This window comes from Sphingobacteriales bacterium (assembly GCA_016719635.1).
GTDB lineage: Bacteria > Bacteroidota > Bacteroidia > Chitinophagales > JADIYW01 > JADJSS01.
The window spans coordinates 217,023-241,730 of record JADJYT010000002.1; the positions used below are offsets into that span (position 1 = coordinate 217,023).

The 24,708-nt window shown below is 42.4% G+C and carries 21 protein-coding genes; 11 read left to right on the forward strand and 10 right to left on the reverse strand.

The window, feature by feature from the left end; genetic code table 11:
- Positions 1 to 93: 93 nt before the first annotated feature.
- The 4 genes from IPM95_05195 to IPM95_05210 are packed head-to-tail and all read left to right on the forward strand — an operon-like array spanning position 94 to position 3,594.
- Positions 94 to 1,359, forward strand: coding sequence for a HAMP domain-containing histidine kinase (locus IPM95_05195; GenBank protein ID MBK9328713.1), 1,266 nt, complete (start codon positions 94 to 96; stop codon positions 1,357 to 1,359).
- Between the two features lie 40 nt (positions 1,360 to 1,399).
- Positions 1,400 to 2,086: a response regulator transcription factor gene (locus tag IPM95_05200; GenBank protein ID MBK9328714.1), complete on the forward strand. Its 687-nt coding sequence runs from the start codon at positions 1,400 to 1,402 to the stop codon at positions 2,084 to 2,086.
- Positions 2,087 to 2,094: 8 nt separating this feature from the next.
- On the forward strand, positions 2,095 to 2,973 hold the full coding sequence (locus IPM95_05205) for an FkbM family methyltransferase (protein MBK9328715.1): 879 nt from the start codon (positions 2,095 to 2,097) through the stop codon (positions 2,971 to 2,973).
- Between the two features lie 39 nt (positions 2,974 to 3,012).
- Positions 3,013 to 3,594, forward strand: coding sequence for a hypothetical protein (locus IPM95_05210; GenBank protein MBK9328716.1), 582 nt, complete (start codon positions 3,013 to 3,015; stop codon positions 3,592 to 3,594).
- A 20-nt stretch (positions 3,595 to 3,614) separates the two neighbouring features.
- On the opposite strand, the gene IPM95_05215 is transcribed toward IPM95_05210, so the two are convergent.
- The 5 genes from IPM95_05215 to pyrR all read right to left on the reverse strand — a co-directional run bounded on the left by IPM95_05215 (position 3,615) and on the right by pyrR (position 8,747).
- On the reverse strand, positions 3,615 to 5,636 hold the full coding sequence (locus IPM95_05215; GenBank protein MBK9328717.1) for a TonB-dependent receptor: 2,022 nt from the start codon (positions 5,634 to 5,636) through the stop codon (positions 3,615 to 3,617).
- A gap of 71 nt (positions 5,637 to 5,707) precedes the next feature.
- Positions 5,708 to 6,544 carry a hypothetical protein gene (locus IPM95_05220; GenBank protein MBK9328718.1) on the reverse strand — a complete coding sequence of 279 codons (837 nt, stop codon included), beginning with the start codon at positions 6,542 to 6,544 and terminating at the stop codon, positions 5,708 to 5,710.
- Positions 6,545 to 6,653: 109 nt separating this feature from the next.
- Positions 6,654 to 7,034 carry a hypothetical protein gene (locus IPM95_05225; GenBank protein ID MBK9328719.1) on the reverse strand — a complete coding sequence of 127 codons (381 nt, stop codon included), beginning with the start codon at positions 7,032 to 7,034 and terminating at the stop codon, positions 6,654 to 6,656.
- Between the two features lie 148 nt (positions 7,035 to 7,182).
- Positions 7,183 to 8,118 carry an aspartate carbamoyltransferase catalytic subunit gene (locus IPM95_05230; protein MBK9328720.1) on the reverse strand — a complete coding sequence of 312 codons (936 nt, stop codon included), beginning with the start codon at positions 8,116 to 8,118 and terminating at the stop codon, positions 7,183 to 7,185.
- A gap of 92 nt (positions 8,119 to 8,210) precedes the next feature.
- The gene (gene pyrR, locus IPM95_05235) at positions 8,211 to 8,747 is read right to left on the reverse strand and encodes a bifunctional pyr operon transcriptional regulator/uracil phosphoribosyltransferase PyrR (protein MBK9328721.1); all 537 of its coding nucleotides are present in this window, start codon (positions 8,745 to 8,747) and stop codon (positions 8,211 to 8,213) included.
- 78 nt (positions 8,748 to 8,825) lie between these two features.
- On the opposite strand from pyrR, the gene IPM95_05240 reads away from it, so the two are divergent.
- From IPM95_05240 to IPM95_05250, 3 genes are all read left to right on the forward strand, one after another.
- Positions 8,826 to 9,224, forward strand: a complete 399-nt coding sequence (locus tag IPM95_05240; protein MBK9328722.1) for a DUF1304 domain-containing protein — start codon at positions 8,826 to 8,828, stop codon at positions 9,222 to 9,224.
- Between the two features lie 99 nt (positions 9,225 to 9,323).
- Positions 9,324 to 10,046, forward strand: a complete 723-nt coding sequence (locus tag IPM95_05245; GenBank protein ID MBK9328723.1) for a hypothetical protein — start codon at positions 9,324 to 9,326, stop codon at positions 10,044 to 10,046.
- Between the two features lie 276 nt (positions 10,047 to 10,322).
- Positions 10,323 to 11,993 carry an acyl-CoA dehydrogenase family protein gene (locus tag IPM95_05250; protein MBK9328724.1) on the forward strand — a complete coding sequence of 557 codons (1,671 nt, stop codon included), beginning with the start codon at positions 10,323 to 10,325 and terminating at the stop codon, positions 11,991 to 11,993.
- Positions 11,994 to 11,997: 4 nt separating this feature from the next.
- Here IPM95_05250 and IPM95_05255 read toward each other — a convergent pair whose 3' ends face one another.
- Together IPM95_05255 and IPM95_05260 are read right to left on the reverse strand one after the other, a co-directional pair.
- Entirely contained in the window at positions 11,998 to 14,400 is a 2,403-nt protein-coding gene (locus tag IPM95_05255) for a formate C-acetyltransferase/glycerol dehydratase family glycyl radical enzyme (protein MBK9328725.1), read from the reverse strand.
- Positions 14,401 to 14,410: 10 nt separating this feature from the next.
- Complete coding sequence (locus tag IPM95_05260) at positions 14,411 to 15,307, reverse strand: glycyl-radical enzyme activating protein (GenBank protein ID MBK9328726.1); 897 nt, start codon at positions 15,305 to 15,307, stop codon at positions 14,411 to 14,413.
- 201 nt (positions 15,308 to 15,508) lie between these two features.
- Between IPM95_05260 and IPM95_05265 the strand changes: the two genes are divergently transcribed.
- The 4 genes from IPM95_05265 to IPM95_05280 are packed head-to-tail and all read left to right on the forward strand — an operon-like array spanning position 15,509 to position 20,683.
- Entirely contained in the window at positions 15,509 to 16,486 is a 978-nt protein-coding gene (locus tag IPM95_05265; protein MBK9328727.1) for an SDR family oxidoreductase, read from the forward strand.
- Complete coding sequence (locus IPM95_05270) at positions 16,483 to 18,231, forward strand: thiamine pyrophosphate-binding protein (GenBank protein ID MBK9328728.1); 1,749 nt, start codon at positions 16,483 to 16,485, stop codon at positions 18,229 to 18,231. The genes IPM95_05265 and IPM95_05270 overlap by 4 nt, the downstream gene beginning before the upstream one ends.
- Before the next feature lie 57 nt (positions 18,232 to 18,288).
- Positions 18,289 to 19,299 carry a hypothetical protein gene (locus tag IPM95_05275; protein ID MBK9328729.1) on the forward strand — a complete coding sequence of 337 codons (1,011 nt, stop codon included), beginning with the start codon at positions 18,289 to 18,291 and terminating at the stop codon, positions 19,297 to 19,299.
- A 25-nt stretch (positions 19,300 to 19,324) separates the two neighbouring features.
- Positions 19,325 to 20,683, forward strand: coding sequence for an SDR family oxidoreductase (locus tag IPM95_05280; GenBank protein MBK9328730.1), 1,359 nt, complete (start codon positions 19,325 to 19,327; stop codon positions 20,681 to 20,683).
- 16 nt (positions 20,684 to 20,699) lie between these two features.
- On the opposite strand, the gene clpB is transcribed toward IPM95_05280, so the two are convergent.
- The 3 genes from clpB to IPM95_05295 all read right to left on the reverse strand — a co-directional run bounded on the left by clpB (position 20,700) and on the right by IPM95_05295 (position 24,682).
- Positions 20,700 to 23,300: an ATP-dependent chaperone ClpB gene (gene clpB / locus IPM95_05285; GenBank protein MBK9328731.1), complete on the reverse strand. Its 2,601-nt coding sequence runs from the start codon at positions 23,298 to 23,300 to the stop codon at positions 20,700 to 20,702.
- A gap of 168 nt (positions 23,301 to 23,468) precedes the next feature.
- Positions 23,469 to 23,837: a phage holin family protein gene (locus IPM95_05290; GenBank protein MBK9328732.1), complete on the reverse strand. Its 369-nt coding sequence runs from the start codon at positions 23,835 to 23,837 to the stop codon at positions 23,469 to 23,471.
- A gap of 53 nt (positions 23,838 to 23,890) precedes the next feature.
- Positions 23,891 to 24,682: an inositol monophosphatase gene (locus IPM95_05295; GenBank protein MBK9328733.1), complete on the reverse strand. Its 792-nt coding sequence runs from the start codon at positions 24,680 to 24,682 to the stop codon at positions 23,891 to 23,893.
- Positions 24,683 to 24,708 lie beyond the last annotated feature (26 nt).

A 24,708-nucleotide genomic window follows, 5' to 3' on the forward strand; every position in this document is an offset into this window, starting at 1 on the left:
GATTCGTAACGACCAATGCCGCAAAATTAAAAAATCGTATCCTAAATTATTGTTAATCATTTGATTATAAAAATATAGTATTATCTTTGTTCCATGGTACGCGCTGCAGTCAGAAATATCATTTTATTGGCTTTTATTTCATTAGCCGGTATTATCACCACACAGATTTTCTGGATAAAGAAAGCGGTGGATTTAAAAGAACAGCAATTCAACCACAGGGCATATGTAGCACTAAAAAGTGTCGCCGACAGATTAATCCGGGACTCCAAATACAATGTAGAGTTAGACGGAATTAACAAAAAGGCATCCAACTATTACACTCTCGACTTCAGCTCTCCGGTGAATGTCACCATGCTGGAGAGCTACCTGATTATTGAATCAAAGAACCAGAACCTCAATGCCGACTTTGAATATGGTATCTTTGAATGCACCACCGACTCCTTTTATTTCGGGCGCTTTATCAACATGAGTAATGTCGGGGAAATCGAGCAGCTCAAAATCAAGGCTAAGCCCTCCGAAAACTATTATATCGGCGTGCTGTTTCCCAAGAAGAGAAGTTATCTGGAAGACGATTTCAACCTGCTGCTGTTCTTCTCTGTGGTTTTGCTGGTGGTCATTGGGTTTTTCACCTACACCATTCTGGTCATATTAAAACAAAAAAAACTCAGCGAAATCAAAACTGATTTTGTGAACAATATGACACATGAGTTTAAAACACCCATCTCCACCATCGCTCTGGCAAGCGATGTTTTGATGCGAGATGATATCATTCAGAATCCGGAACGGCTGAAACATTATGCCAGTATCATCAGCGATGAAAACAAACGGTTGAAAAATCAGGTGGAGTCGGTATTGCAGGTTTCCCAGATTGATTCCAATAAGCTGCAGCTCAAACTGACGGATGTTGATGTTCATGAATTGATTCATCGAATCATCAAGAACTTTGAACCGCGGGTGGCGGAACTGCACGGCACTATAAAACTATCCCTGAATGCCCAAAACACATTGATATCCGCAGATGAAGTACATTTAACCAACATTTTATACAACCTGCTGGATAATGCCATCAAATACTGTGACAAGATTCCGGAAATTCAGATGACCACCGTCAATAAGCACAGAGGAATTGAAATATCGGTAAAAGACAATGGGAAGGGTATAGAAAAAGAGTCCCAGCGTATGATCTTTCAGAAATTTTTCAGGGTTCCGAGCGGCAACCTGCACGATGTAAAAGGGTTTGGACTCGGCTTGTTTTATGTGAAAAATATGATAAAACTGCATAAAGGCAAAATAGCCTTACACAGCGTCCCAAAGGCAGGAACGACATTTACTATTTGGTTTCACAATAAATCTAAGTAACTTTAAGATAGCTTATTCATATTCATCAAATCTGACGCAAATGGAAAAGGTAAAAATATTATTGGCAGAAGACGATCCGAATCTGGGATTTATCATCAAAGATAACCTAACCGACAAAGGCTACCACGTGACGCATTGTGTTAACGGACTGGATGCCGAGCGTATTATTTATAAAGAAAAATTCGACTTATACTTACTGGATGTCATGATGCCGAAGAAAGACGGGTTTACCCTTGCACAGGAAATCCGGGAAAAGAAAGACGATACGCCTATTATTTTTCTGACCGCCCGTGAAATGCAGGAAGACAAACTAAGGGGTTTTATCGTTGGCGGTGATGACTATATCACCAAACCGTTTAACTTTGACGAACTGGTCATGCGGATGGAGGCCATCTTAAAACGCACCAAATCTGCTGAACCGGAACAAAAGGAATTTTCCATCGGGAAATATATCCTGAAAGTGGATGAACTAAAATTATATAAAGGGAGCGAGATTGCTTCACTTACCAAAAAAGAAGCCGCCCTGCTCGAATATCTCGCCAAATACATCAACCAACCTGTCAAACGGGAAGATATGCTGGTGAAAATATGGAAAGATGACAGCTACTTTGCCGGGAGGAGTATGGATGTGTACATCACCAAACTCCGTAAATATTTAAAAGACGACCCCAATGTGGAAATACAGAATGTTCACGGTGTAGGTTTTAAGTTGATGATTAAACAGTAAATTTGTGCATGAATCTTAAAACACGCTTTTTAAACCTCTTCAGGCGAATCAGCCGGATACCTTCGATTGAAAGCAAATTAGCGGAAAGTATAATTAACGGCAGTAAATTATCCCAGAAACTGATTGCCGGCAACCAGCTTTATCCTAAAGGATCCTTCAGGAATTGTACCAGAAACAATATCAACTACCGTGTAGATATCAGTGATTACATGGAACATGCCATTTACTTCGGCATCTCCGACGGCGGTGACTTTGACCGACGGGTCTTATATAGTCTGATTAAGGAAGATTTCGTCTGTTTCGATGTGGGTGCAAACATTGGCGAAACCACCTTCAACTTCTCCCGGCTGGCACCCAGAGGAATGATATACAGTTTTGAACCGGTTCCCTTCTTATTTGAGCGTTTAAAAACCAATTTCAACCTCAACCACTTCCACAACATCTCCTTACAAAAACTGGCTGTCTCAGATAAAAAGGAAGAGTTATTTTTTGAGATTCCGGATAATAAAAACAGCGCAGGCATTTCTTTAAACAAGGAGAAATCATCCAAATCCGATGTCGTCTATTCCATCACCATTGATGAGTTTGTCCGGCAACACAACATCCCAACAGTTGACTTTATAAAAATAGATGTCGAAGGTTTTGAAAATTTCGTCATCAACGGTGGCGTCAGCACTCTTATAAAATTCCATCCGATTCTATTCATTGAAATCGACAACAAGAACCTGAATAAGAACGAAACCTCCGAAAAGCAACTGCTGACTCAATTACAGGATAAATTAGGATATGTGCTTTATAAGGTAGACGGCAACCGGACAATAAAGATCACATCCATTCAGGATACCAATGAGCATTATGATGTATTGTGTATTTTTGAAATGAATTAACCATTTTATTTGTAATTTCAAATTTCCTAAAAATAGAGCATGAAAGCAAACCTCCATATTCCGAAACGACTTTCCCCGTATGCTGCCATAACCGGTATGCTGCTACTTCTTGTCACTTCCTGTGCGAAGGGCCCCGAGACCTTTACAGGGCTGAATATCGGACAGGAACATCAGGGCGGCATCATTTTCTATTTGACCGATGCCACCAAACAACATGGACTGATAGCGGCAAAATCCGGCTGGAACGGCACAGCCGATGATCCTAAATCCACCTGGGGATGTTCCGGAACAACCATTACCGGTGCTGACGGACAAAATGTGGGTACTGGTGCTCAAAATACCCAGGATATCGTAACCGCCGGATGTAATGGTGCGGGAAAAAACTGTGCCAACCTTACATTGAATGGCTTCAGTGATTGGTTTTTGCCGTCTGTAGAAGAATTAAAATTAATCATGCAGTTTAACGGTTCGGTAGATTTGGGGTTAAAGCCAGGTGTACTGTATTTTTCATCTTCCGAAAACGGTACCGGTGCGAATACGATCTCTTCGGATGAACCTTATACTCAGGAAAACTCAGATAAAGCAGAAGAACATCACTTTAGACCGGTACGGTCATTTTAACAATCCCTTTTCTTCATAACCTACTCCTGCAGCTTCTTCCTGTTTTCAAATGCGAAAGACAGGTTGATAAAGAAATTACGGCCTTTCCTCGGAATGTTATTCCAGTCGGAATAGGTAGAATAATGGGTATCCCCGATATTTTCTATGCCAAATTTCAGGTATAAACGGTGCTGCTGTATCAATAACATATACCCGGCTGAGAAATTTACAACAGCATAAGCGGGAGTTTTATCTTCCCCATACGCTTTACTGTATGCATATTGCTGAGATGCTCCTTCCACGCCCAGTTCCATATCCAGTGCCTTTATTTTATAAGCAAGGCTCACCCTGAAACTGAAAGGACGGATTAAAGGCAGATTCTGATTGTTATAATCCCTGCCCACGCTATAGGTAAAAGCCGCTTTGGTTCTCCACGAAGGATGAGGACGATAATCCAATCCCAACTCGGCATTAAAGATATTCACCGACTTGAGTGCCTTATATTCCCTCACCCCCGATGCACCGATAGTCATATGGATAAAGGCTGTATTGGGAATACCGATAATGTAATCAAAAATATGAAACCAGGACGTTGTCATATTCGCCTTGAACTTATTCATTTTATACGTCGCACCACCGTTCACTTCTATGGACTTTTCATTTCGCAGAGAAGGATTGCCGATATAGTCATAGCGGTCAAAACTGTTAAACAGATAAAATCCATAGCCTTCAGAAACGGAAGGTGCGCGTTCTCCATACCCTATTCCCGCAGATACCTCGAAACCATTTTTCTGAAAGACATAACCTGTCTGTGCACTCATGATAAACCTGTTTTTGCCGGCATTCATTCCGGGGTAAAAAATGCGCAGGCTGTTTAATCCAAAATCACTGGCAATATAATTTCTATGGAAACCCAGACCAGCAGAATAATTCAGCACGTGGCGTTGCTTCCAGCTTATTTTGTCTTTAAAGTTGACACCGGTATAGATGGTTCTGACATCCGGCCAGGTATACATAAACATGATGTTTTCCTCCTTATTCTCAGGATACATCGTCATCTCCGCCTTTGACTGATTATAATAAGCATTCAATGTAATGCCGAATTCCTGTTTCTTCTTAGTTGCTTTCAGCCGGGTATAAAAGCCATACGTCGTACTCCAGCCCGGCATATCCATATGAATAGGTACGTCCGGACGTTTCGTATCGTCCATCTTATGGCTGATGGTATTAAAATATACTTTCGTATTCCACTCTTCTATGAATGCATTCAGATTTTCCGCCGTATGCTCAATCGTTCCAATATAAGCGCGGGCAAGCGAGACATCCATCGGCAAAGCCGGATAACCCACATCTTTGGCGTTGTCAAAGATAAATGAACCGATAAGACTGTGTTTGGCGTGGAGTTTAGCGCCTAAGGTAACCGACGTATTGTATTTAGTAAACTGTGAAAAAGGGACAACTGTTCTTTTACCTGCTGAATAATTACCCGCATCCCGGTACATAAAATCAACATCTGCAAAAAAGGTTGGATGTGCGTATTTTATACCGACTCCGGTAGTAAATAGATTGCCGTTGGATTCATATCCCAGATCTACCGACCCGCTCCAGCCCGGATAGCAGAAATCATGTTTGGTCCTTACCAAATCGATGGCGCCTCCGATGGTAGGACCGTAGGCAGAACCTTCCTGTCCGGAAAATATATTCACCTCCGATAAATTGGAAACATCCACATAGGAGGTAATCGGATCCATCTTATCGGTGCAGGCGCCAAAGATATGCATGCCGTCTATAGTAACCAGAAGGCGCTCTGACGACATATTGTTGACCATAGGTTCCCATGCATAATTACCGCGCTTAATCATCGAAACCCTGGACGATTTCTCCAAATACTCATCCAAAGATGATAAGGGCTTGGATTGTTTGTTGTAATTAATCAATACCTTACTCACCACCACCACTTCCTCCAATTTCACGGAAGGCAGCGTATCAATAATTTCGGCTTGAGCTTTCAGCACCGGAATTAAAGAAAACAATATACCTGCTGTAAGAAAAAACGATTTCATAAAATGCTATTATCAGCATCAGCAATAAGCCGCCTTTCAATCTGACAGCTTATATACTGATAGCATTAAAGTTATATTTCCACTTCCAAAAACAAGCTGCTGCTTTCATTGGAAACCGTTACTGCCTCTCCCATTACAACCTCACTTGAAGCATTCTTAACGATCAGGTTCAGTTTCCAGTAGCCGGTCATCGTCAGCGATAGTTTTCCGTGATATAAATTGTCTGTTGCACTGAAAACAGGATTTTCATTATTTGGTGAAGAATGGTTGCCCATACTCGGCATTCTAGGGTCCATTTCTATGGTAAAATCCGTAACCGCCGGAAAGGACATCATACTTTCCATTGTAAACAAACCCACTACCAGATCATTCACTGCAACGGCAGGGTTTGCCGGTTCTGCCAAGGCTACGATATATTTTTTTGTATCGGAACCGGTGAAGACAGATACCCGCTTCTTCACAGAATTGGGTACAGACACCGTATCTTCTACAGAAGACGAAGCTCCGCCTGTTTGAAAGTTCAGTGACAGCGTCCATCTTTCCGTTGCGTTTTCAGGCATCTGAAATACGATGAAACCTTTGTAGACAGTTGTTTTTCCGGCTACTTTTGCAATAGCTGACTTAGGGCAGGAGTGTGTCATAGCCATCATGTGCATGAGAGGGCTCCAGTTAATCACCGCATCCGTTTTATAGATGGCTGTTTTCTTATCTCTTATACGCAGATAAACTTCATTATACCCTACCTGTAAAGAACCGGTCTTGGTATAAAGTTCCACTATATTGGTATCATTTGACATTTCCTGTACTTTTACCAATCCTTCCGTTTCATTTACGGGGAGTGTCTCTTTTTTACAGGAAAACATGAATATGCTGAACATGGCCATAGCCATAAAAATTACTTTTTTCATAAAATTATTTTTATTTTTTATAAATTGACAACTTGGAGAATCCTTTGCGCATCCTATTCGCATGAATAGAAAAATCAATTGCACTATCAATCAGGATAGCCGTTAAAGATTACAGGACAGAGGAGGCAGGCGGGTGAAAAAAGTCCTTGTAAAATGAAAAGGAATACAATTCTGCATACCAGGATATCTGCTTTACAGGAGATTCTTCTGTCACAATGGCAAAGTTGAAGGCTGCATTTTTTTCAAAAAAGATGATGACAGTTTCGACTAAACTCAATTTATCCGATCCCGGGGGTGATTTTTTATCATCGAACACGTCGTTCAATTCCTTCTTCAAATGGCATTTCCCGTTACATTTTTTTTGAGGACTCTGTTTATTTATACAAAGCACCTTGGAAATGTATTCATAATTAACCGCATATTCCAATACCGGCACTATCGGCCGGATAACCATAAGCAGTGACAGAATAAGCAGAATAAAGATTTTCACAGGTCAAAAGTAGCAAATAAATATACGGCAGGCTATGACTAAAATCATGTATTGACAAAACATACAATTTCTTAATCTAGAAGATTCATGTAAAATATTTAATGATAGAATCGTATGATTGTCAGGAAAGAAAATGTTGAAATGAAAATCAGTTGTCTGCCTGTTGTTTATTCACAAGCAGGTACATCACTGCCATTCTCACAGCCACGCCGTTTTCCACCTGATCCAGGATTATGGAATGTTCGCTGTCAGCCACATCACTCGTAATCTCCACGCCGCGGTTGATAGGTCCCGGATGCATGATGACGATTTCTTTCTGCAGCTTTTCGAGTCGTTGTTTATTTAACCCGAAGTATAAGGCATATTCCCGCAGGGAAGGAAAGTATTTGGTGTTCTGGCGTTCCAGCTGTATGCGCAGCACATTGGCCACCTCACACCACTGCAGGGTCTCGTCCACATTGTGAGAGATATGGACACCCAACGCTTCAATATGTTTTGGAATGAGGGTGGATGGACCACAGAGTGCCACATCTGCGCCTAATTTTTTCAGGCAAAAGATATTCGACAGAGCCACTCTGGAATGCATGATATCACCGATAATGGCGATTTTTTTTCCTTTCAGGTCTCCGATTTTTTCCTGCATGGAATACGCATCCAGCAAAGCCTGTGTAGGATGTTCATGCGTGCCGTCGCCGGCGTTCACGATGTGTGCGCCGATGCGTTCGGACAGATAGTGCGCAGCGCCCGGACTGGAATGCCGCATCACAATCATATCCACCTTCATCGACAGGATATTGTTGACCGTATCGAGCAAAGTCTCCCCTTTTTTGACGGAAGAGGAAGAGGAAGAAAAATTGATGATATCCGCCGACAGACGCTTTTGGGCCAGTTCAAACGAGATGCGTGTCCTGGTGGAATTTTCAAAAAACAAATTGGCTACCGTAATATCCCGCAATGTCGGTACCTTTTTTATCGGCCGGTTGATGATGTCTTTGAACTGGGTAGCGGTTTTTAAAATCAACTGAATGTCATCTACGTTCAGATGTTCTATCCCGATAACGTGCTTTGAACTTAGTTGATTCATAATATGGTTGCAGTTTACTGTTCACAGTTGCAGTTCATCGATGACAATTTAAATTCCTGTTTCATTTTTCTTGTCTGCGATACCTGTACCGTTTATTCTTTCGCTTTAATAAAAACCACTCTGTCTTCTCCATCCTTTTCGGCCCACTGCACTTCCACATCCACTTTTTCAATCGTATCCACGACATCGCCCATAAAGTCGGGCTGAATTGGCAGCTCACGGTTAAACCGTCGGTCTATCAGCACCAGTAATTCTATTTTATGGGGCCTTCCGAATGACAGCAACGCATCCAGCGCCGCGCGGATGGTTCTGCCGGTAAACAAGACATCATCCATCAGCAATACATTTTTCTCCTCAATAAGGAAATCGATTTCCGTCACTTTCGCATTCAGCGATTTGCCGCGCCTGAAATCATCGCGGTGAAAAGTCGTATCGATTTTTCCGAACGGAATATCGATTTTGGTCAGTTCCAGTATTTTCTGATGAATTTTTTCTGCCAACAGCACCCCTCTCGGCTGTACGCCGATAATGACGGTGTTTTGAAAATTGATGGATTCGATAACTTCTCTGCTCAACCGCTCTATCGTCAGTTGAATCTGCTTCCCGTTTAGAAGAATAGTATCCGACATTGCTGCAAAATTAGGAAATAAATCTGAAAGGATGGCAAATCGGCGGTTTTTTGTTAAATTTGGATAAACAGATATACCATGCCTGCTGTTACCCTGCTATTTGCCTTTCTCGCCGCTTTGCTGCACGTTCTGTTCTTTCTGATGGAAAGCGTGTTCTATATGAACCCGAAAGTGCACCGCAACTTTGGCGTAAAAAAAATCGAAGATGCCCAAACGCTCCGACTGACGATGTTCAACCAGGGTTTTTACAACCTGTTCCTGTCGGCGGGTATTTTTGCCGGAATGTATTTATTGACGACGGAACATGTCACCGTAGGCAAAACGCTCATTTTATTCAACTGCGCCAGCATGTTTCTGGCAGCTGTTGTCCTGTTTGTTTCCAAGCCCAACATGCTGAAAGGTGTTTTTATTCAGGGATTGTGCCCGCTCCTGGCGCTCATCACTTATTTGCTGGCAAATAAGGCGATACAGTTGTAGGGAATCCAAACTGATGGCATTCGTATTTAATGAAGCAAAAGTATACTTAATACAAACCGATAAACACTAAACTTCGGAACAAGTAAGACACAATCTTTAATGACCGACTTAGAACAAAATTATCAAGCAATATATTTTCATCCACACAATAGTAAAGGTTGTGCAATGAACTTAATGGCTTTTGGATTTCATCAATTTCAAAGAGTTGAAAAAATAAAACGACTTGGTGAATATAAAGAGTTATGTTTTGCTAACGAAAAAGCCTCAATAGACGATAGGATTGCTTCAGAATTTGGTTTCAATCAGTTATTGGATTGCATAAAAATTTCATTATGTTTCGAAAATTTTATGAAGTCACTTTTATTGTTAAATGGATATATTATCCATAAGCTTGAAAAAAATTCCTTTAAAGACTTATATTATCAGCAATTTAATCGCCCAATAGCTCTTCAAGAAATATTAAGTACAAACAAATGGGAAATTAATGAAAAACTTCAAACAACTAATCCTGAAATGCGCAATCAAATAAAAGGAATCTTAAAGAATACGATTGGGATGAAAGAGCTCCTTTCAAAGGAATATCAAAAATTATTTAATATTTCACCAAACATAATTTCAGTATGTAAACCATATTTTGAGTATCGAAATAACTTACATCTTTATATGCATGAGAGCATTAATATTTCAATAAATGACTATAGAGATTTAATTGAAATAATTTCGTTTGTAAACAATCATCTTGTCAGAATTCATAATCTTGTAATAGATGATATTGGTAAGAGTTCAGAGTATAAGCTTCATAAAATACAATTATGTGTCTAATACCTAGCCTAGACTGGTCTTGGTATCGCTTTAACATTCTCGCAACAACTATTCCCAATAGTTACGTGATAATACAGACAGTTACCTTTCCCTGTATCCCTCCCTGGGCGGGATACAGAAAGTGCCAATCAATTCATGCCTGACATTCATAAGAAGTGATTATATCCAGGAAGTGAAAATTAAACCGAGAAGAAATCAAAAATACTGCAATGCTGTAATTTTGCTCTTTTCTTACCCCAAAATAGCGTAATTTTACAGTCCCAAGATTCCTTCCTTATGAACAAGAAAGCTACTCTATATTCTGATTTTATTCAGTCGCTGCCCAAACTGAACAACGAATTTACCGATGACCTCTTTTTGCAGGATTACCTGCAGACATATCTGCCTGCAGACATGCTGCAGGCCATCACACCCGACCTGATACAGTTCGGAAGGCGGGTAGTCGGGGACTGCATCGAATGGGCGCGGGAAGCGGAAACCAATCCTCCCGTATTAACACAGTTTGACGCCTGGGGAAACCGGATTGATGAGATAAAGGTTTCACAAGGCTGGCTGAACCTGGAAAGAGTGGCCGCCGAAGAAGGACTGGTAGCCATCGGTTACGAACGCAGCTATCAGGAACATTCCCGTTTGTATCAGTTTACCAAATTATACCTGTACACGGCATCGTCCGCCATCTATACCTGCCCGCTGGCGATGACCGACGGTGCGGCAAGGCTGATAGAATATTACGGCGATGAGGAATTGAAAGCGGATGCTTTTGCTGCACTGACTTCCCGTAATCCGGCTCGGTTTAAGACAAGCGGGCAATGGATGACCGAGCGTACCGGCGGATCGGATGTGTCGCGCTCCATGACGTTCGCCACTCCGGACGGAAACGGATACCTCCTGAGAGGACATAAATGGTTCACCTCTGCCATCACCGCGGATATGGCGTTTACACTCGCCTCCACCGAGCATTCCGAACCGGGAAGAAATGCGACGCTTTCGCTGTTTTACCTTCCCATACGGGATGGAAACGGCAAGCTGAACGGCATAGAAGTGGAAGCGTTGAAAGATAAACTGGGAACACGCGCCCTGCCGACGGCTCAGCTGAACCTGACGGGTGTTAAGGCGAAAATGGTGGGCGAAAAAGGGAAAGGGGTTAAAACGATTGCCACCCTGTTCAATGTGACGAGGATCTACAATACGGTGAGTGCGGTTTCGTACCTGCGTAGAGCGTACGCCTTGAGCAAAGCTTACAGTTCTAAACGGGAATCGTTCGGACAAAAGATAGAGAATCATCTACTGCACCGAAAGAGCCTTCGTGAAATGGAAATTGCCTTTCAAAGCAATACGATGCTGGCGCTGTTTCTGGCACGTTTGCTAGGCAGGGAAGATTGCCGGTTGGCATCGGAATCGGAGCAGTCACTGTTACGCCTGCTGACACCGATTGCCAAACTCTATACCGCCAGGCAGGCCATACAGTACGCGTCGGAACATATTGAGATGTTTGGCGGCATCGGCTATCTCGAGGACAGCGGTATTCCTGTAATGCTGCGCGATGTGCAGACCCTCAGCATCTGGGAAGGCACCACCAATGTATTGTCGCTGGATATGCTGCGTGCCATCGAGAAAGAAAACGGCTTGTCTGCCTTTCAGGAATTTGCCGATGGCATCTTATCGGACATCGGGATTTCGGAACTGGAACAGCAAAAGAGAGTGCTGTCAGCAAAAGTAAACACCATAGTAAATTTCATTAAAAACACGAAAAACAAAGACAATAGGATTGCCGCAGCCAGGGATATTGCCTTTTATATCGCGGAAGTAACGATTGCATTGCTTTGGATGGATTTCCTGCAATCAAACAGCGGCAAAGCGAACTACCTGAATACGCTGAACTACTGGCTGCAGTATAAGATGAACGACAACTCACTGCAGGCTGCAGCACAACTGGAATTGGTGTAACCTATCAGCAGCTTAAACTGCTGCGCTGTATGATTTCGTCTTTCATAGCCGGAGAGAGGTCATTGAAATAAGCCGAATAACCCGACACCCGGACGATCAGTGACGTATATTTTTCAGGATGCAGTTTGGCATCTTTCAGCATTTCCGTATCCAGTACATTCAACTGCAGCTGCATGCCACCTTTCTTGAAATATGTTGACATAAGGCTTTTTAGAATTTCTCTGCCATGCTCTCCTTTCAGAGTTGCCGTATCAAATTTTGCGTTCACATTCACCCCGTTATGCGCCCTGACATAATCAATCGCAGTGATGGAATTAAACAACGCTGTAGGACCCTTTTTATCGGCACCGTTCATAGGCGAAATTCCTGAAGAAAAAGGCATTCCTTTCTTTCTTCCGCTGGGAAGTGCGGCAGTATATTTTCCAAAACTGTAGTGGGTGGTGGTAGAATAATAGCCGGCCACAAACTGACCGCCCCGTGTATTTTTTTTATTTTCAAAGCAACTGTAGAACGTATTGGCCACCCAGCTGCTGAACTGATCCACTTCCGAAATATCGTTGCCAAATTTATCTGCATGCAGCAAGTCTAGTCTCATTTTTTCGTTTCCGTCGAAATTACGCTTCAATGCCTTGATTAAATTGACCAACGTGTATTTCTTCTTTACAAATACCAGTTGATGTATGGCATATAAACTGTCCCCAACATCTGTAATCCCTACGCCCTGCACACCGCTGAAATTGTAGACGGCACCTCCGTCCGTAACGTCTTTACCTTTTTCAATACAACCATCAATCATGGCGGAAGTAAACGGAGTTGGATGAAATTTCTTGTTTCCCAACTCTATTGGCGCCAATACACCCACTAATTTATCTACCTTGTACTGGAGTTGAATGAGGTATGCCTCTTTTACATCTTCAATGCTTTTGAATGTTTCCGGGTCTGCGGTCTTGCAACCAGACATACGCATACTATTGAAAAGTTTCCCTTTGTTCAATGCCATCTCCAGGCAAATCGGCATATTGAAAAGGGCAGCATCGGTGGAACCAAACGTTTTACCCGGTGCACCGAGCTCCACACAACCCAATGTAGTGTATTCGCGTGCATCCTGATTCGAGAAGCCGCATTTCTGCAAACTCTCTATAATGACCGTATCGTTGAATAATGCCGGAGAGTTGACGCCTTTCAGAAGATTCGATACAATCTTATCCACATACCTTTTCGGAGAACCCGGATGGATGCGTGCATGATAGTTGGGTTGTCTCAATCTGACTTCGTCCATCAGCTCTAGTATGATATATGACAAATCATTGGTCACATCCTTACCATCTCCATCGATACCGCCTATGGTCATAGCCTGTCCGCTCAGAAAGCCTCCGTGACATTCACTGATGGCATGGCTGAACACCGGTATGATTTCAGCACTTTTTACGGCAAAACAACCCAGCAGTTCTTTTGCTCTTTGCTCAGTCAAAACTCCCGTTTCTATATCTTTTGTATAAAACGGATAAAGATACTGATCGGTTCTTCCAAAACTGATGCCATTATCAAGGCCTTCCAAAAACAAAGCGGTATGCACCATCCAGACAGACTGCAGTGCTTCCTCAAAGGTAGAAGCGGGTTTTCTGGGTACATTTTGAAGGTTTTTTGAAATCTGAGATAACTCCTCTTTCCGAACAATATCAACTTCCACTTCTGCCATACGAGCTGCTTCATCGGCATATTTCAAAGCCATGGAAATTACACCTTCACAAATTATAATCATGGCATTATAAAGATGGTTTCTGGTATCGTCTGCTGTCAGCGTCTTTTGCTGTTCCTTTATTTTTGCTATGATTCCATCCAGCCCCAGATTTATCAGCAATTCGTAATCCGGCACAAAATGGCCTATACCGCCCGTTTCGTTGATCAGATAAAATTTAGGGTGCAGCTGATCAATGACGAAACCAAACAACTCTATCATTGAGAATGATTTGTATGCAAGAAATTTTGTCAGCCAGAAAGGGGCAACATCCTTTAACAGTGCCTTCTTTTCCGCATTCGTAATTTCGAGCGGATTCAGATTCCTGGTGCTGAAACTGAAGATATCTTCCAATACGGCAACGCCGTGCAACTCCGGATATATAGGGCCTGCGAGCCTTTTGGAGGTAGTGCTGCCGACTATTAACTCATCGGGGTAAATTTTCACCGACTTTCGGTTCAGCACATACGACAACGCTTCTGCCTTTTGGATGACTAACGGTTTTTCCTTATTCTCCTTTTTTTTAAAATATTCCGTTATCAGAACTGCTCGTTCCGCACAGATAGAAGGATGTGAAGCCTCGACGGCCGCATGTAGCCGGCGGAGCCTGCCGGATACAGTTGTATTGTTTCGTTGTACATCGACTATTTCTATTGTTGTTGTTTCCATACGTAATTTTTTAACGATATAAAATGGTGGTAATATTTTCTTCTTCAAAAAAGTGTTGAAACCCTCTTAATTCATCGGTAGAAAGTGGGTTCAGGTTTAATCCGGGAAGCGGACTTTCAATCTTATCTGCCTTACTTTCCCCCATATTGTGATACGGCAGTAAATGAATCTTTTCAATGCCGTACTTTTTCAGCAAATCGACTATAGTTTTGAGGTTTACTTCATCAGTGGTAAGACCGGGTATCAGTGGTAAACGGAATTCTACAGGCGCATGTGACTGAATCAATCTTTCCGCATTTCCAATGATTCTGCTGCTGTCTCCAGACAGTAATAATTTATTCTTATTCTGATCCAGAATCTTCAAATCAAAATAAATCAAATCCAGATACGGTAAGAGCCATTCAAATTTATCCCATGAAAAATATCCGTTGGTTTCAATGTTTGTATGAATTGACTGTGCCTTGCATAATTTCAGCAGCCTGAACAAAAAGTCAAAATGAATCGTTGGTTCTCCACCTGAAAAGGTGACACCTCCTCCTGAATCCGCATAATAATCTTTATCACGGAGTATTTCCTGCATCACCCTATCTTCAGAATACTCTTTTCCTACAATCCGGATAGCATCGGAAACACAGACATCTTCGCACTTGCCACAGCACGTACATTTTAATCTGTCAATATACAGACCGCCGTTGACGCTGATGGCATTTGCCTCACAGACCTTCATACAGTCAAGGTTTTTCATACAGTTATCCGGATAATACGCTATCTCCGGCTTTAACGCCATGGATTCAGGATTCTGGCACCAGGGACATTCCAGATTACAGCCTTTAAAAAAAACGACCGTCCTTATTCCGGGACCGTCGTGAATAGAGAATCGTTGAATGTCAAAAATGAGCGGTTTCATTTTTTAAATTTGCAGGCAGTTTAAAACACACATATTTCATTTGCCAAATGGACGTTTTATTAAAGTTAATTACAATAAAAGCCTTAAAGTATGATAAATATCATGTTTTCAACCATCTATTCTTCTTTTCTTTAAAGCTAAGAGTATGAATACCGTTACATCCGGGTTAAACAAATTGATTAACACTAAATCAGCAATTTTATGGGCAAAAGCATACTGGTTACCGGTGCTGAAGGATACCTGGGAAGATTAGTGGTACAAATGCTTGCACAAACGGCTGATCAATATGATGCTATAATTGCTCATGACATAAAGAAACATCCAACCAGCACCCAATCAAACAACATCCATTATGTACAAGGAGATATCCGTGATTCCGGTATCAGCAATTGTATAGAGGAATATGCAGTAGATACCGTTATTCATTTAGCTTCCATTGTTACACCGGGTAAAAAAAGTAACCGTGAATTTGAATATTCGGTGGATGTTACGGGTACTGCCAATCTGTTGAAGGCATGTGTACAACATCACGTAAAGCAGTTTATCATTACCAGCAGCGGAGCTGCATACGGATATTACAGGGACAACCCAACGTGGTTAACGGAAACTGATGCCATCCGTGGCAATGAAGAGTTTGCCTATTCCTGCCACAAGAGATTAGTTGAAGAAATGCTAGCTTCATACAGGGATAAATATCCAGAAATGCTCCAGTTAATATTAAGGCCGGGTACCATCCTTGGCGAACAGACAAACAATCAGATAACAGACCTGTTTAATAATAAGTATATCATAGGTATCAGAGGTGCAGAGATACCATTTGTATTCATTTGGGATCAGGATGTGGCAGCCATAATTATAAAAGGTGTCCGGGAAGAAAAATCCGGAATTTACAATTTAGCAGGTGATGGTTTCCTTACAATCGAACAAATAGCGAAAAAACTAGGAAAACCCCATATCAAGTTTCCGGCAATATTCCTAAAGGCGGCCTTTTTTCTGTTACATAGGCTTGGATGGAGTCAATACAGCCCGGGGCAGGTAAATTTCCTGAGATACCGACCTGTACTGAGCAATCAAAAACTGAAAGAAGAATTCGGATACACACCTAAATATACAAGTGAAGAAGTATTTGACTTTTATCTTAAAACAAATTATTTACCCTCTAAAAAAAGAAAATTATGACTGGTGGAGAAGCAATCGTCCGCATGCTGAAGAATGAAGGCGTTACTACCGTCTTTGGCATCATCGACGGAACCTATTTTGGTTTATATTCAAAATTTAAGAAATACGGAATTGAATTCATCACACCCAGACATGAAACCAGTGCTGTGCATATGGCTGGTGCATATGCCAGGCTAACCGGTAAGTTGGGTGTCTGTATAGCCAGCAACGGTCCGGGGGTGGCAAATGCCCTTCCGGGTGTAGCTGTAGAAAATGCAGAAGGGAACAGGGTCTTATTAATAACCAGTTCCAGGCGTAATCCTATTATTTATCCGGACAGGGGCGGAAGTTATCAATGCTTCAATCAGGTAGGTGTCATTAAACAAATGTCAAAATACAGTGAATATGCAAGTATCCCCGAACGCATTCCGGAAATCCTGAAACAGGCATTTCGCATGTGTTACAAAGGAAGGCCGGGTGTGGTACATGTGGATGTCCCAGAAAACTACATGAATGGTAAAACGGATTTCGATGAAGCAGCCTTTCAGGAACCTGCCAGATACCGTAAAACGGAAGCGGCAACCGCCTCGAAAAGCCAGTTGGCGAGAGCAGCAAAAATGCTGGCTGCTGCAAAATCACCGGTTATCCATACCGGCAGCGGAATCATACATGCACTTGCGTTCGAAGAATTAGAAAAGGTAGCTGATTTACTGTATGCTCCGGTTACTACAAGCTGGGGTGCAAGAGGTGCATTGTGTGAAAACAACGAACTCTCCGTTCCCATGATCTATGTTGGACTGAATGATGAAATCAGAAGCAACGCAGACCTGATTCTTACACTGGGCTCCAGGCTGGGCGAAACCGACCGTTGGGGAATGGCACCTCATTGGGGGCATCCGGCGACCCAGAAGATGATACAGGTGGATATTGATGAAGAATATCTGGGCCGAAACAAGCCGACTGATCTTGCAATATTGGCTGATGTAAAGGTATTTTTAAGTGAATTGTATGATGAGTTGAGAATACAGGAAAATACCATTGATAAAGCTTCCAGAAAAAGAATATGGGAACCATTCTTGAAAATGAAAAAGAAGGAAAGAGAAACGCTGGACAAGCATTTAGCCGATTTGTCAGTACCCATGAACACCGCGCATGTGGCAGATATATGTAAGCAAGTTTTTGAGGAGGATGCAATTGCCGTATTTGATGGCGGCAACACCTCTGTATGGGGGCAATTTTATTATAAATGCACCAAACCGGGTTCCGGGATATCTACTCCGAAAATGGGGATGCTGGGGGCAGGTGTCGGACAGGCCATAGGTGCTGCGGTCGCTTTCCGCGACAAACAGGTTTACTGTATTATCGGAGACGGCGCTATGGGATTTCACCCACAGGAAATAGAAACTGCCATTCGAAATAATTGTAAGATTATTTACCTGGTAGTTTCAGACAGACAATGGGGAATGGTTAAAATGAATCAGCAATTTGCCCTTCGTCCGCTAAAAACACTGATAAAAAAATCACTGGACGAAGATGAGACCATTAATGCCGATTTAGGTGAGATTGCATGGGACAAACTGGCCGAAAGTATGGGCGCATATGGAGAAAGGGTAGCTGACCCCCAAAAACTGAAAGATGCCATACTCCGCTGTCTCAATGCAGGAAGATGTGCTGTCATACATGTGGATGTGGACCCTGTAAAGCATATGTGGGCACCGTCCCTGATGCATTTTAAAAAAATGCACGAAGAGCCAAAGGGGAAATAATTGATATAATGAAATTTTTCGAATAACCATTATCCATTTTTAATACTGATTATGAATATCCAACTTCAAAAATGGCAGGCGCAGTGCAACTTCACACAATACAAAGGCCAGCAAAAGGGACATTATGAAAGCTACTTCCTCAGAGCGAACCATCCGGCAGAAAAAAAAGCGTTCTGGATCCGTTACACGATTTTCAGTCCGAAAGGGAAGCCTGAAGACGCACTGGCCGAACTTTGGGGTATCTGGTTTGATGGAGATACAGGCGAACATTTCGCTGTAAAGAGTGAGCAACCACTGTCTGCCGCCACTTATTCCGATAACAATTTCCAGGTAGCCTTCCCGGATGCAACACTCAACAATCGTTTTGCAGAGGGCCGAATAAAATCTGCAAAAGGGGAAATCAGCTGGAAGCTCGAATATGAATCCGAAGCGGCACCCATCTTCCTGTTTCCGTTATCCAGTTATGATGCACCGTTGCCAAAAGCCAAATCTTTAGTAAGTCTGCCTATGGCAAGATTCAACGGCACCTTTACCGTAAACGGTGAAGAAAAGGATATCAGCAACTGGACCGGCAGCCAGAACCACAACTGGGGCGAAAAACATACCGATTCTTATGCCTGGGGGCAGGTGGCGGGATTTGATAATGCTCCGGATTCATTTTTGGAAATCGGATCCGGAAAGCTGAAACTTTTCGGAACTGTTTTCACCCCCTTCTTAACTCCCATCGTAATGAGACATGAAGGCAAGGAATATGCTTTGAATAGTTGGGGAACGATTATAAAAGCAAAGGCAGAGCTGGACTATTACGAATGGCATTTTTCCAGTGAAAACAATGCCATAAAAATAGCCGGTGTAATAAAAGCTCAGGCAGAAGATTTTGTAGGACTGACCTATTACAATCCGCCCGGTGGAAACAAGTTCTGTCTGAATACAAAAATCGCATCCTGCGAAATCAACCTGATAGAGAAATCCCGTATCGGGCTGAGTTATCATTTAAATACTAATCATCGTGCAGCTTTTGAAATCCTGACGGATGACCCGAAACACGGAATTACCATGCACATATAATTTTCATGAACCAAATACAAAGTCAATGGAAGCAGTAAAAGATAAAATCGTTTTAATCACCGGAGCGGCAGGAGGAATCGGCTTATACCTATGCTCCTATTTTGCTGAGGCCGGAGCAAGGCTGATTCTAACGGATATTAATGAAAAATCTTTAAAGGAGGCACAGAAGCGACTCGCAAAATATCCTGTAGCAATCAATACGTATGCAGTGGACCAGCGTAACAAAGAAGAAGTGGAAAAGATGGCATCGGATGTTTTAAAAAAAATCGGAACGCCGGATATCCTCATTAACAATGCCGGTATCGGCTTTCAGTCAGAATTGGCGGATACCACCTACGAGACCTGGCAAAAGTTAATGGACGTCAATTTTTGGGGTGCCCTGCATTTCATCTACGCCTTTCTGCCCTCGATGAAAGAAAAACAAAAGGGCCATATCGTCAATGTGGCAACAGGTCAGGTGTTTTACAGACTGCCCACCTGGGGTGCCTATACGGTTACCAAAACTGCCCTAGCTGCGTTTACGGATATCCTTCGTGCAGAGGTGGATAAAGAGCATATTAAAGTAACAACGGTCTATCCGTACATGGTGAATACCGGATTTTACAAAGATGTGCAGGGAGAAACACTGGCAAGCAAACTTTCGATGGTCCTGCTTCCATTGTATTCACAATCTCCCGAAACGGTAGCAAAGATTATTTTTAACGCGATTTTACATGACAAACCGGTGGAAATGGTAAGCATGCTGAATCACATCGGCAAATTCATGCGGTTTGTTACGCCTTCGAATAATCTGATGGACAAGATTACATCCAGAAGTTTATCGAAAAAAGGATTGTCATCCGTTAATGATAATCCTGTCATCCATTCTATAAAATCAGCAACAGAATCCATTTCAAATGCATTCCAACAAATCACCCCACCTGTTGGGTTTAAGATAGATGAAATAATGTCCGGTGAACATGAGTTTCAATCCGGTTTTGGACCGGAAGGGAAGTTACCAATGGAATTTTGCGTAACATGGGGAGCTGCCAATTTATCGGAATGGCTGAACCCCGTTTCAGCCAAATTTATGACCAGTGAACTACATGGTACCGTTTCCATAGGAGGGTTATGTGAGCATGCCGTTTGTGACGGTTATTTGCAACTCCGATACTTAAAGGATCAAAAAATCAGGTATTTCTTTACTTTTGATGTTAATGGAAAATCGTATGAATACACCGGAGAGAAAAAACACATTTACCCCTGGAACCTGCCCTATTCCCATACCACTTGTTTCGGTGTATTGCGGGAAAAAGGAAATGAAGCAGTTATCTCAAAATCGGTCACTCACTTCCATCTGGACAGCATGCCGGAATTTATGAAAAGTTTGCAATTAACCACTTGACAATCCATTTATAATCTTATCTGTTCCTGAATACAATTTCGTCATTTATACAATCCGCAATAACGGTTTTGTCTTTCTGTATCTTATCCGCCAGTATCATCTTAGATAGCTGATTGATAAGTTCTCTGTTTATCAATCGCTTCAGCGGACGTGCGCCGTACTGCGGATCATAGCCTTCTTTGGAAAAATAATCGACCAACTCATCGGTATATTCCATTTCAATTTCCATTCCATGCAATTGGTTCTTCAGGTTGTTCAGCTGAATCTTTACAATCTCCCGTATATCTCCCTGCAGCAATGGTTTGAACATAATGACTTCATCAATCCTGTTGAAGAACTCCGGTCTCAATACGCGTTTCAACGCATCAAAAATCTGTACTTTGGATGTTTCCGTTGCAGCAAATATCTCATCTTCGGTTTTCACATTTTCAAAATTCTGCTGTATCAGGTGGGAGCCGATATTCGATGTCATGATGATGATGGTATTTTTAAAATCCACCACTCGTCCTTTATTGTCTGTCAGGCGGCCGTCTTCCAGCACCTGCAGCAACACATTAAATACATCGGGATGCGCTTTTTCAATTTCATCCAGCAGCACCACGGAATACGGATGGTTGCGTACCGCTTCGGTCAGCTGTCCGCCTTCATCGTATCCCACATATCCCGGAGGCGAGCCTATCAGGCGGGAAACACTGTGTTTTTCCATGTATTCACTCATGTCGATGCGAACCATGGCTTTTTCATCGTCGAACAACAATTCCGCCAATGCTTTGGACAACTCTGTCTTACCGACACCCGTAGTGCCGATGAAGAGGAAAGAGCCCAACGGCTTTTTCGGATCCTGCAAACCGGCACGGCTTCTGCGGATAGCATCGGATACCGCCACGATGGCTTCATCCTGCCCAACCACTCTCCCATGAAGGTAATCTTCCAGGTTCAGTAATTTATCTTTTTCTGCCTGCAGCATTTTCGTCAGCGGAATACCTGTCCAGCGTGAAACAATCTCCGCGATATTTTCACCCGTCACTTCTTCTTTCATCAGACGTGAGCCGTCTTTATTTTCCTGCAGTTCACTCTCGTAATTTTGCAGATTCGCTTCCGCTTCCTTTATTTTTCCGTAACGGATTTCCGCTACTTTTCCGTAATCGCCGTTTCGCTCCGCCTGTTCCGCTTCCGTTTTATAATTTTCAATTTTTATCTTCTCATTTTGAATTCTGTCCACCACGGTTTTCTCGCTTTCCCATTTCGCTTTAAACGCATTCCGCTTCTCACTTAATTCTGCTATTTGCCTGGATAGATCCTGCACTTTTACTTCATCATTTTCGCGTTTAATGGCTTCACGTTCAATTTCCAGCTGACGGATTTTACGTTCCAGCTCATCGAGTTCTTCAGGAACAGAATCCATCTCCAGGCGCAGTTTTGCTGCTGCTTCGTCGATTAAGTCGATGGCTTTATCCGGTAAAAACCGATTGGTGATATAGCGGCTCGACAATTCAGCCGCAGCAATGATCGCTTCATCTTTAATGGTCACTTTATGGTGATTTTCGTAACGCTCCTTCAGTCCGCGTAAAATGGAAACGGTGTCTTCCACACTGGGTTCCTGCACCATCACTTTTTGGAATCGCCGTTCGAGTGCCTTGTCTTTTTCAAAATATTTTTGATATTCCGCTAAGGTGGTCGCACCGATGGCGCGCAATTCTCCGCGGGCCAGAGCAGGTTTTAAAATATTGGCTGCATCCATAGCACCGTCGCCGCCGCCGCCGGCACCTACAAGCGTATGAATCTCATCGATGAATAAGATGATCTGCCCGTCGCTGCTGATGACTTCCTTGATAACGGCTTTCAGACGTTCTTCAAATTCCCCTTTATACTTCGCGCCGGCAATCAAGGCTCCCATATCCAGGGAGTAGATTGTTTTAGATTTCAGATTTTCGGGTATATCCCCGGAAATGATACGGAACGCGATGCCTTCTGCAATGGCTGTTTTACCGACTCCAGGCTCACCGACCAGAATCGGATTATTTTTTGTTCTGCGCGAAAGAATATGCAATACCCGGCGTATTTCTTCATCCCTGCCTATCACAGGATCCAGTTTATTGTCCTGTGCCAGTTGGTTCAAATTCTTGGCGTATTTTTCCAAAGAATTATACGTAGTGTCTGCGCTTGGATTATTCACGGTTTGTCCTTTTCTGAGTTCTTTAATGGCTTGTTTTAAATTACTTTCCGTAATCTTGTTTTTCTTCAATAAATCTGCGGTAACATCATTGGAGCTTAACAACCCCAACAATAGATGCTCGATGGAGACATACACGTCATTGAATTCCTTTAAGTAAGAATTGGCTTTCAGCAAAGTTTGCGACAATGCCTGCGACGGATACTTCATACTGTCACCGGATACTGTAGGTTGTTTCTGGAGAATTGCTTCCAGTTCAGATTTTATCTTATTGATATCCGCGTCTACTTTTTTCAGTAAAAACGGCGTGACATCCTGGTCATTATCAAAAATACCTTTCAGTAAATGAAACGTATCGAGTGACGGATGTTTCAGATCGAAAGCGATTTGCTGGGCTTCGGCAATGGCTTCCTGAGATTTAATGGTATAGTTGTTTGGATTCATAGTATTGAATTCGTGCGTTTTTGAAAAGTATAGAATTCTTTATTTTAACTCTACAACATATCAATACTGACCAAACAAAAACTATGCAAGCATGAGTCCTGGAAGTATTACTTATAAAAACGGAAATATTGTCAGAAGAATTTATAAAAAACTGACAGAGTTTCTGATTTACTTGTCTTCTATGATGAAACGTTCCACCATAGAACAAATAAACGTGAACCCTAAACTGAATACTAATGCTGTCAGCCAGCCGTTCGCAATACCAAATACATCAAATCCCGATAGAAAATAATCTGCAAGTTTGACCATGGCAGCACTGATTACGAGTGAAAACAATCCAAGCGTGAGACAGGAAATCGGAATGGTGAAAAAGCTGACAATTGGTTTCAGAAACGTGTTCAGGATGGTAAGCACGAGTGCCACTTTTACAGCATCCATCGGTGTAGCGACAATTACTTTTAATCCAATTAACGGCAGTAAATATGATAGTCCGATAACGGCAGCTACCTTAATAAGGAATTTTACGATAAATTTCATGAGTATTATTTTAATTCAAACCATTAAAGATAATCAAAAATACATACCGCTGCTTAAAAATGTTTCCTGACCAATTCCAGAATCTGAGCGGAAATATGCGGATTGCTGCCTATGATTTGTCTTCCATACAGCCAGTTATCCTTGCCATTAAAATCGGCTATCTTCCCTCCTGCTTCCTGCAAAATCAAGGCACCGGCTGCCACATCCCACGGCGAAAGACTGTATTCAAAAAATGCGTCGAAACGTCCGCACGCCGTAAAACACAAGTCAATGGCGGCTGAACCTAGGCGGCGGATACCTCGCGTTGTCGTCATCAGTTCCTGAAATACATTCAGGTAATTCTCCAGCAGTTCAAAATCGTAATAGGGAAAACCGGTAGCAATTAAGCTGTCGGCCAGTCTGTTCGTGTTAGAAACAACTATTTGCGTGCCGTTTAAGAATGCACCCTGACCTTTAGCTGCATAAAACAATTCATTCCTGTTCAGTTCATAGACCACACCCACCACTACTTCATCCTGGTGTTTTAATCCTACGGAAATGCCGAATACCGGCACCTGATGTATAAAATTAGTAGTGCCGTCAAGCGGATCAATGATCCACTGCCATTCGCCCTGCTTTTGCTCGATGGTATTTTCTTCGGTCAGAAAAGTGGCTTCAGGAAGTATCCGCTTCAGTTCGGCAACCAGTATCTTTTCCGATTCCTTATCGACATACGTCACCAAGCTGTTCAGCGCTTTCGTTTCAATATCAATTTGATGGATTCTACCGATTTCATGCTGTATGAAAGCTGCAGCTTTTTTTACAGCCAGTATGGTTCGCTCCTGTATGTCTGTTAAGTTATTCATCCTTTTTTATCTGAACTTGATTAATG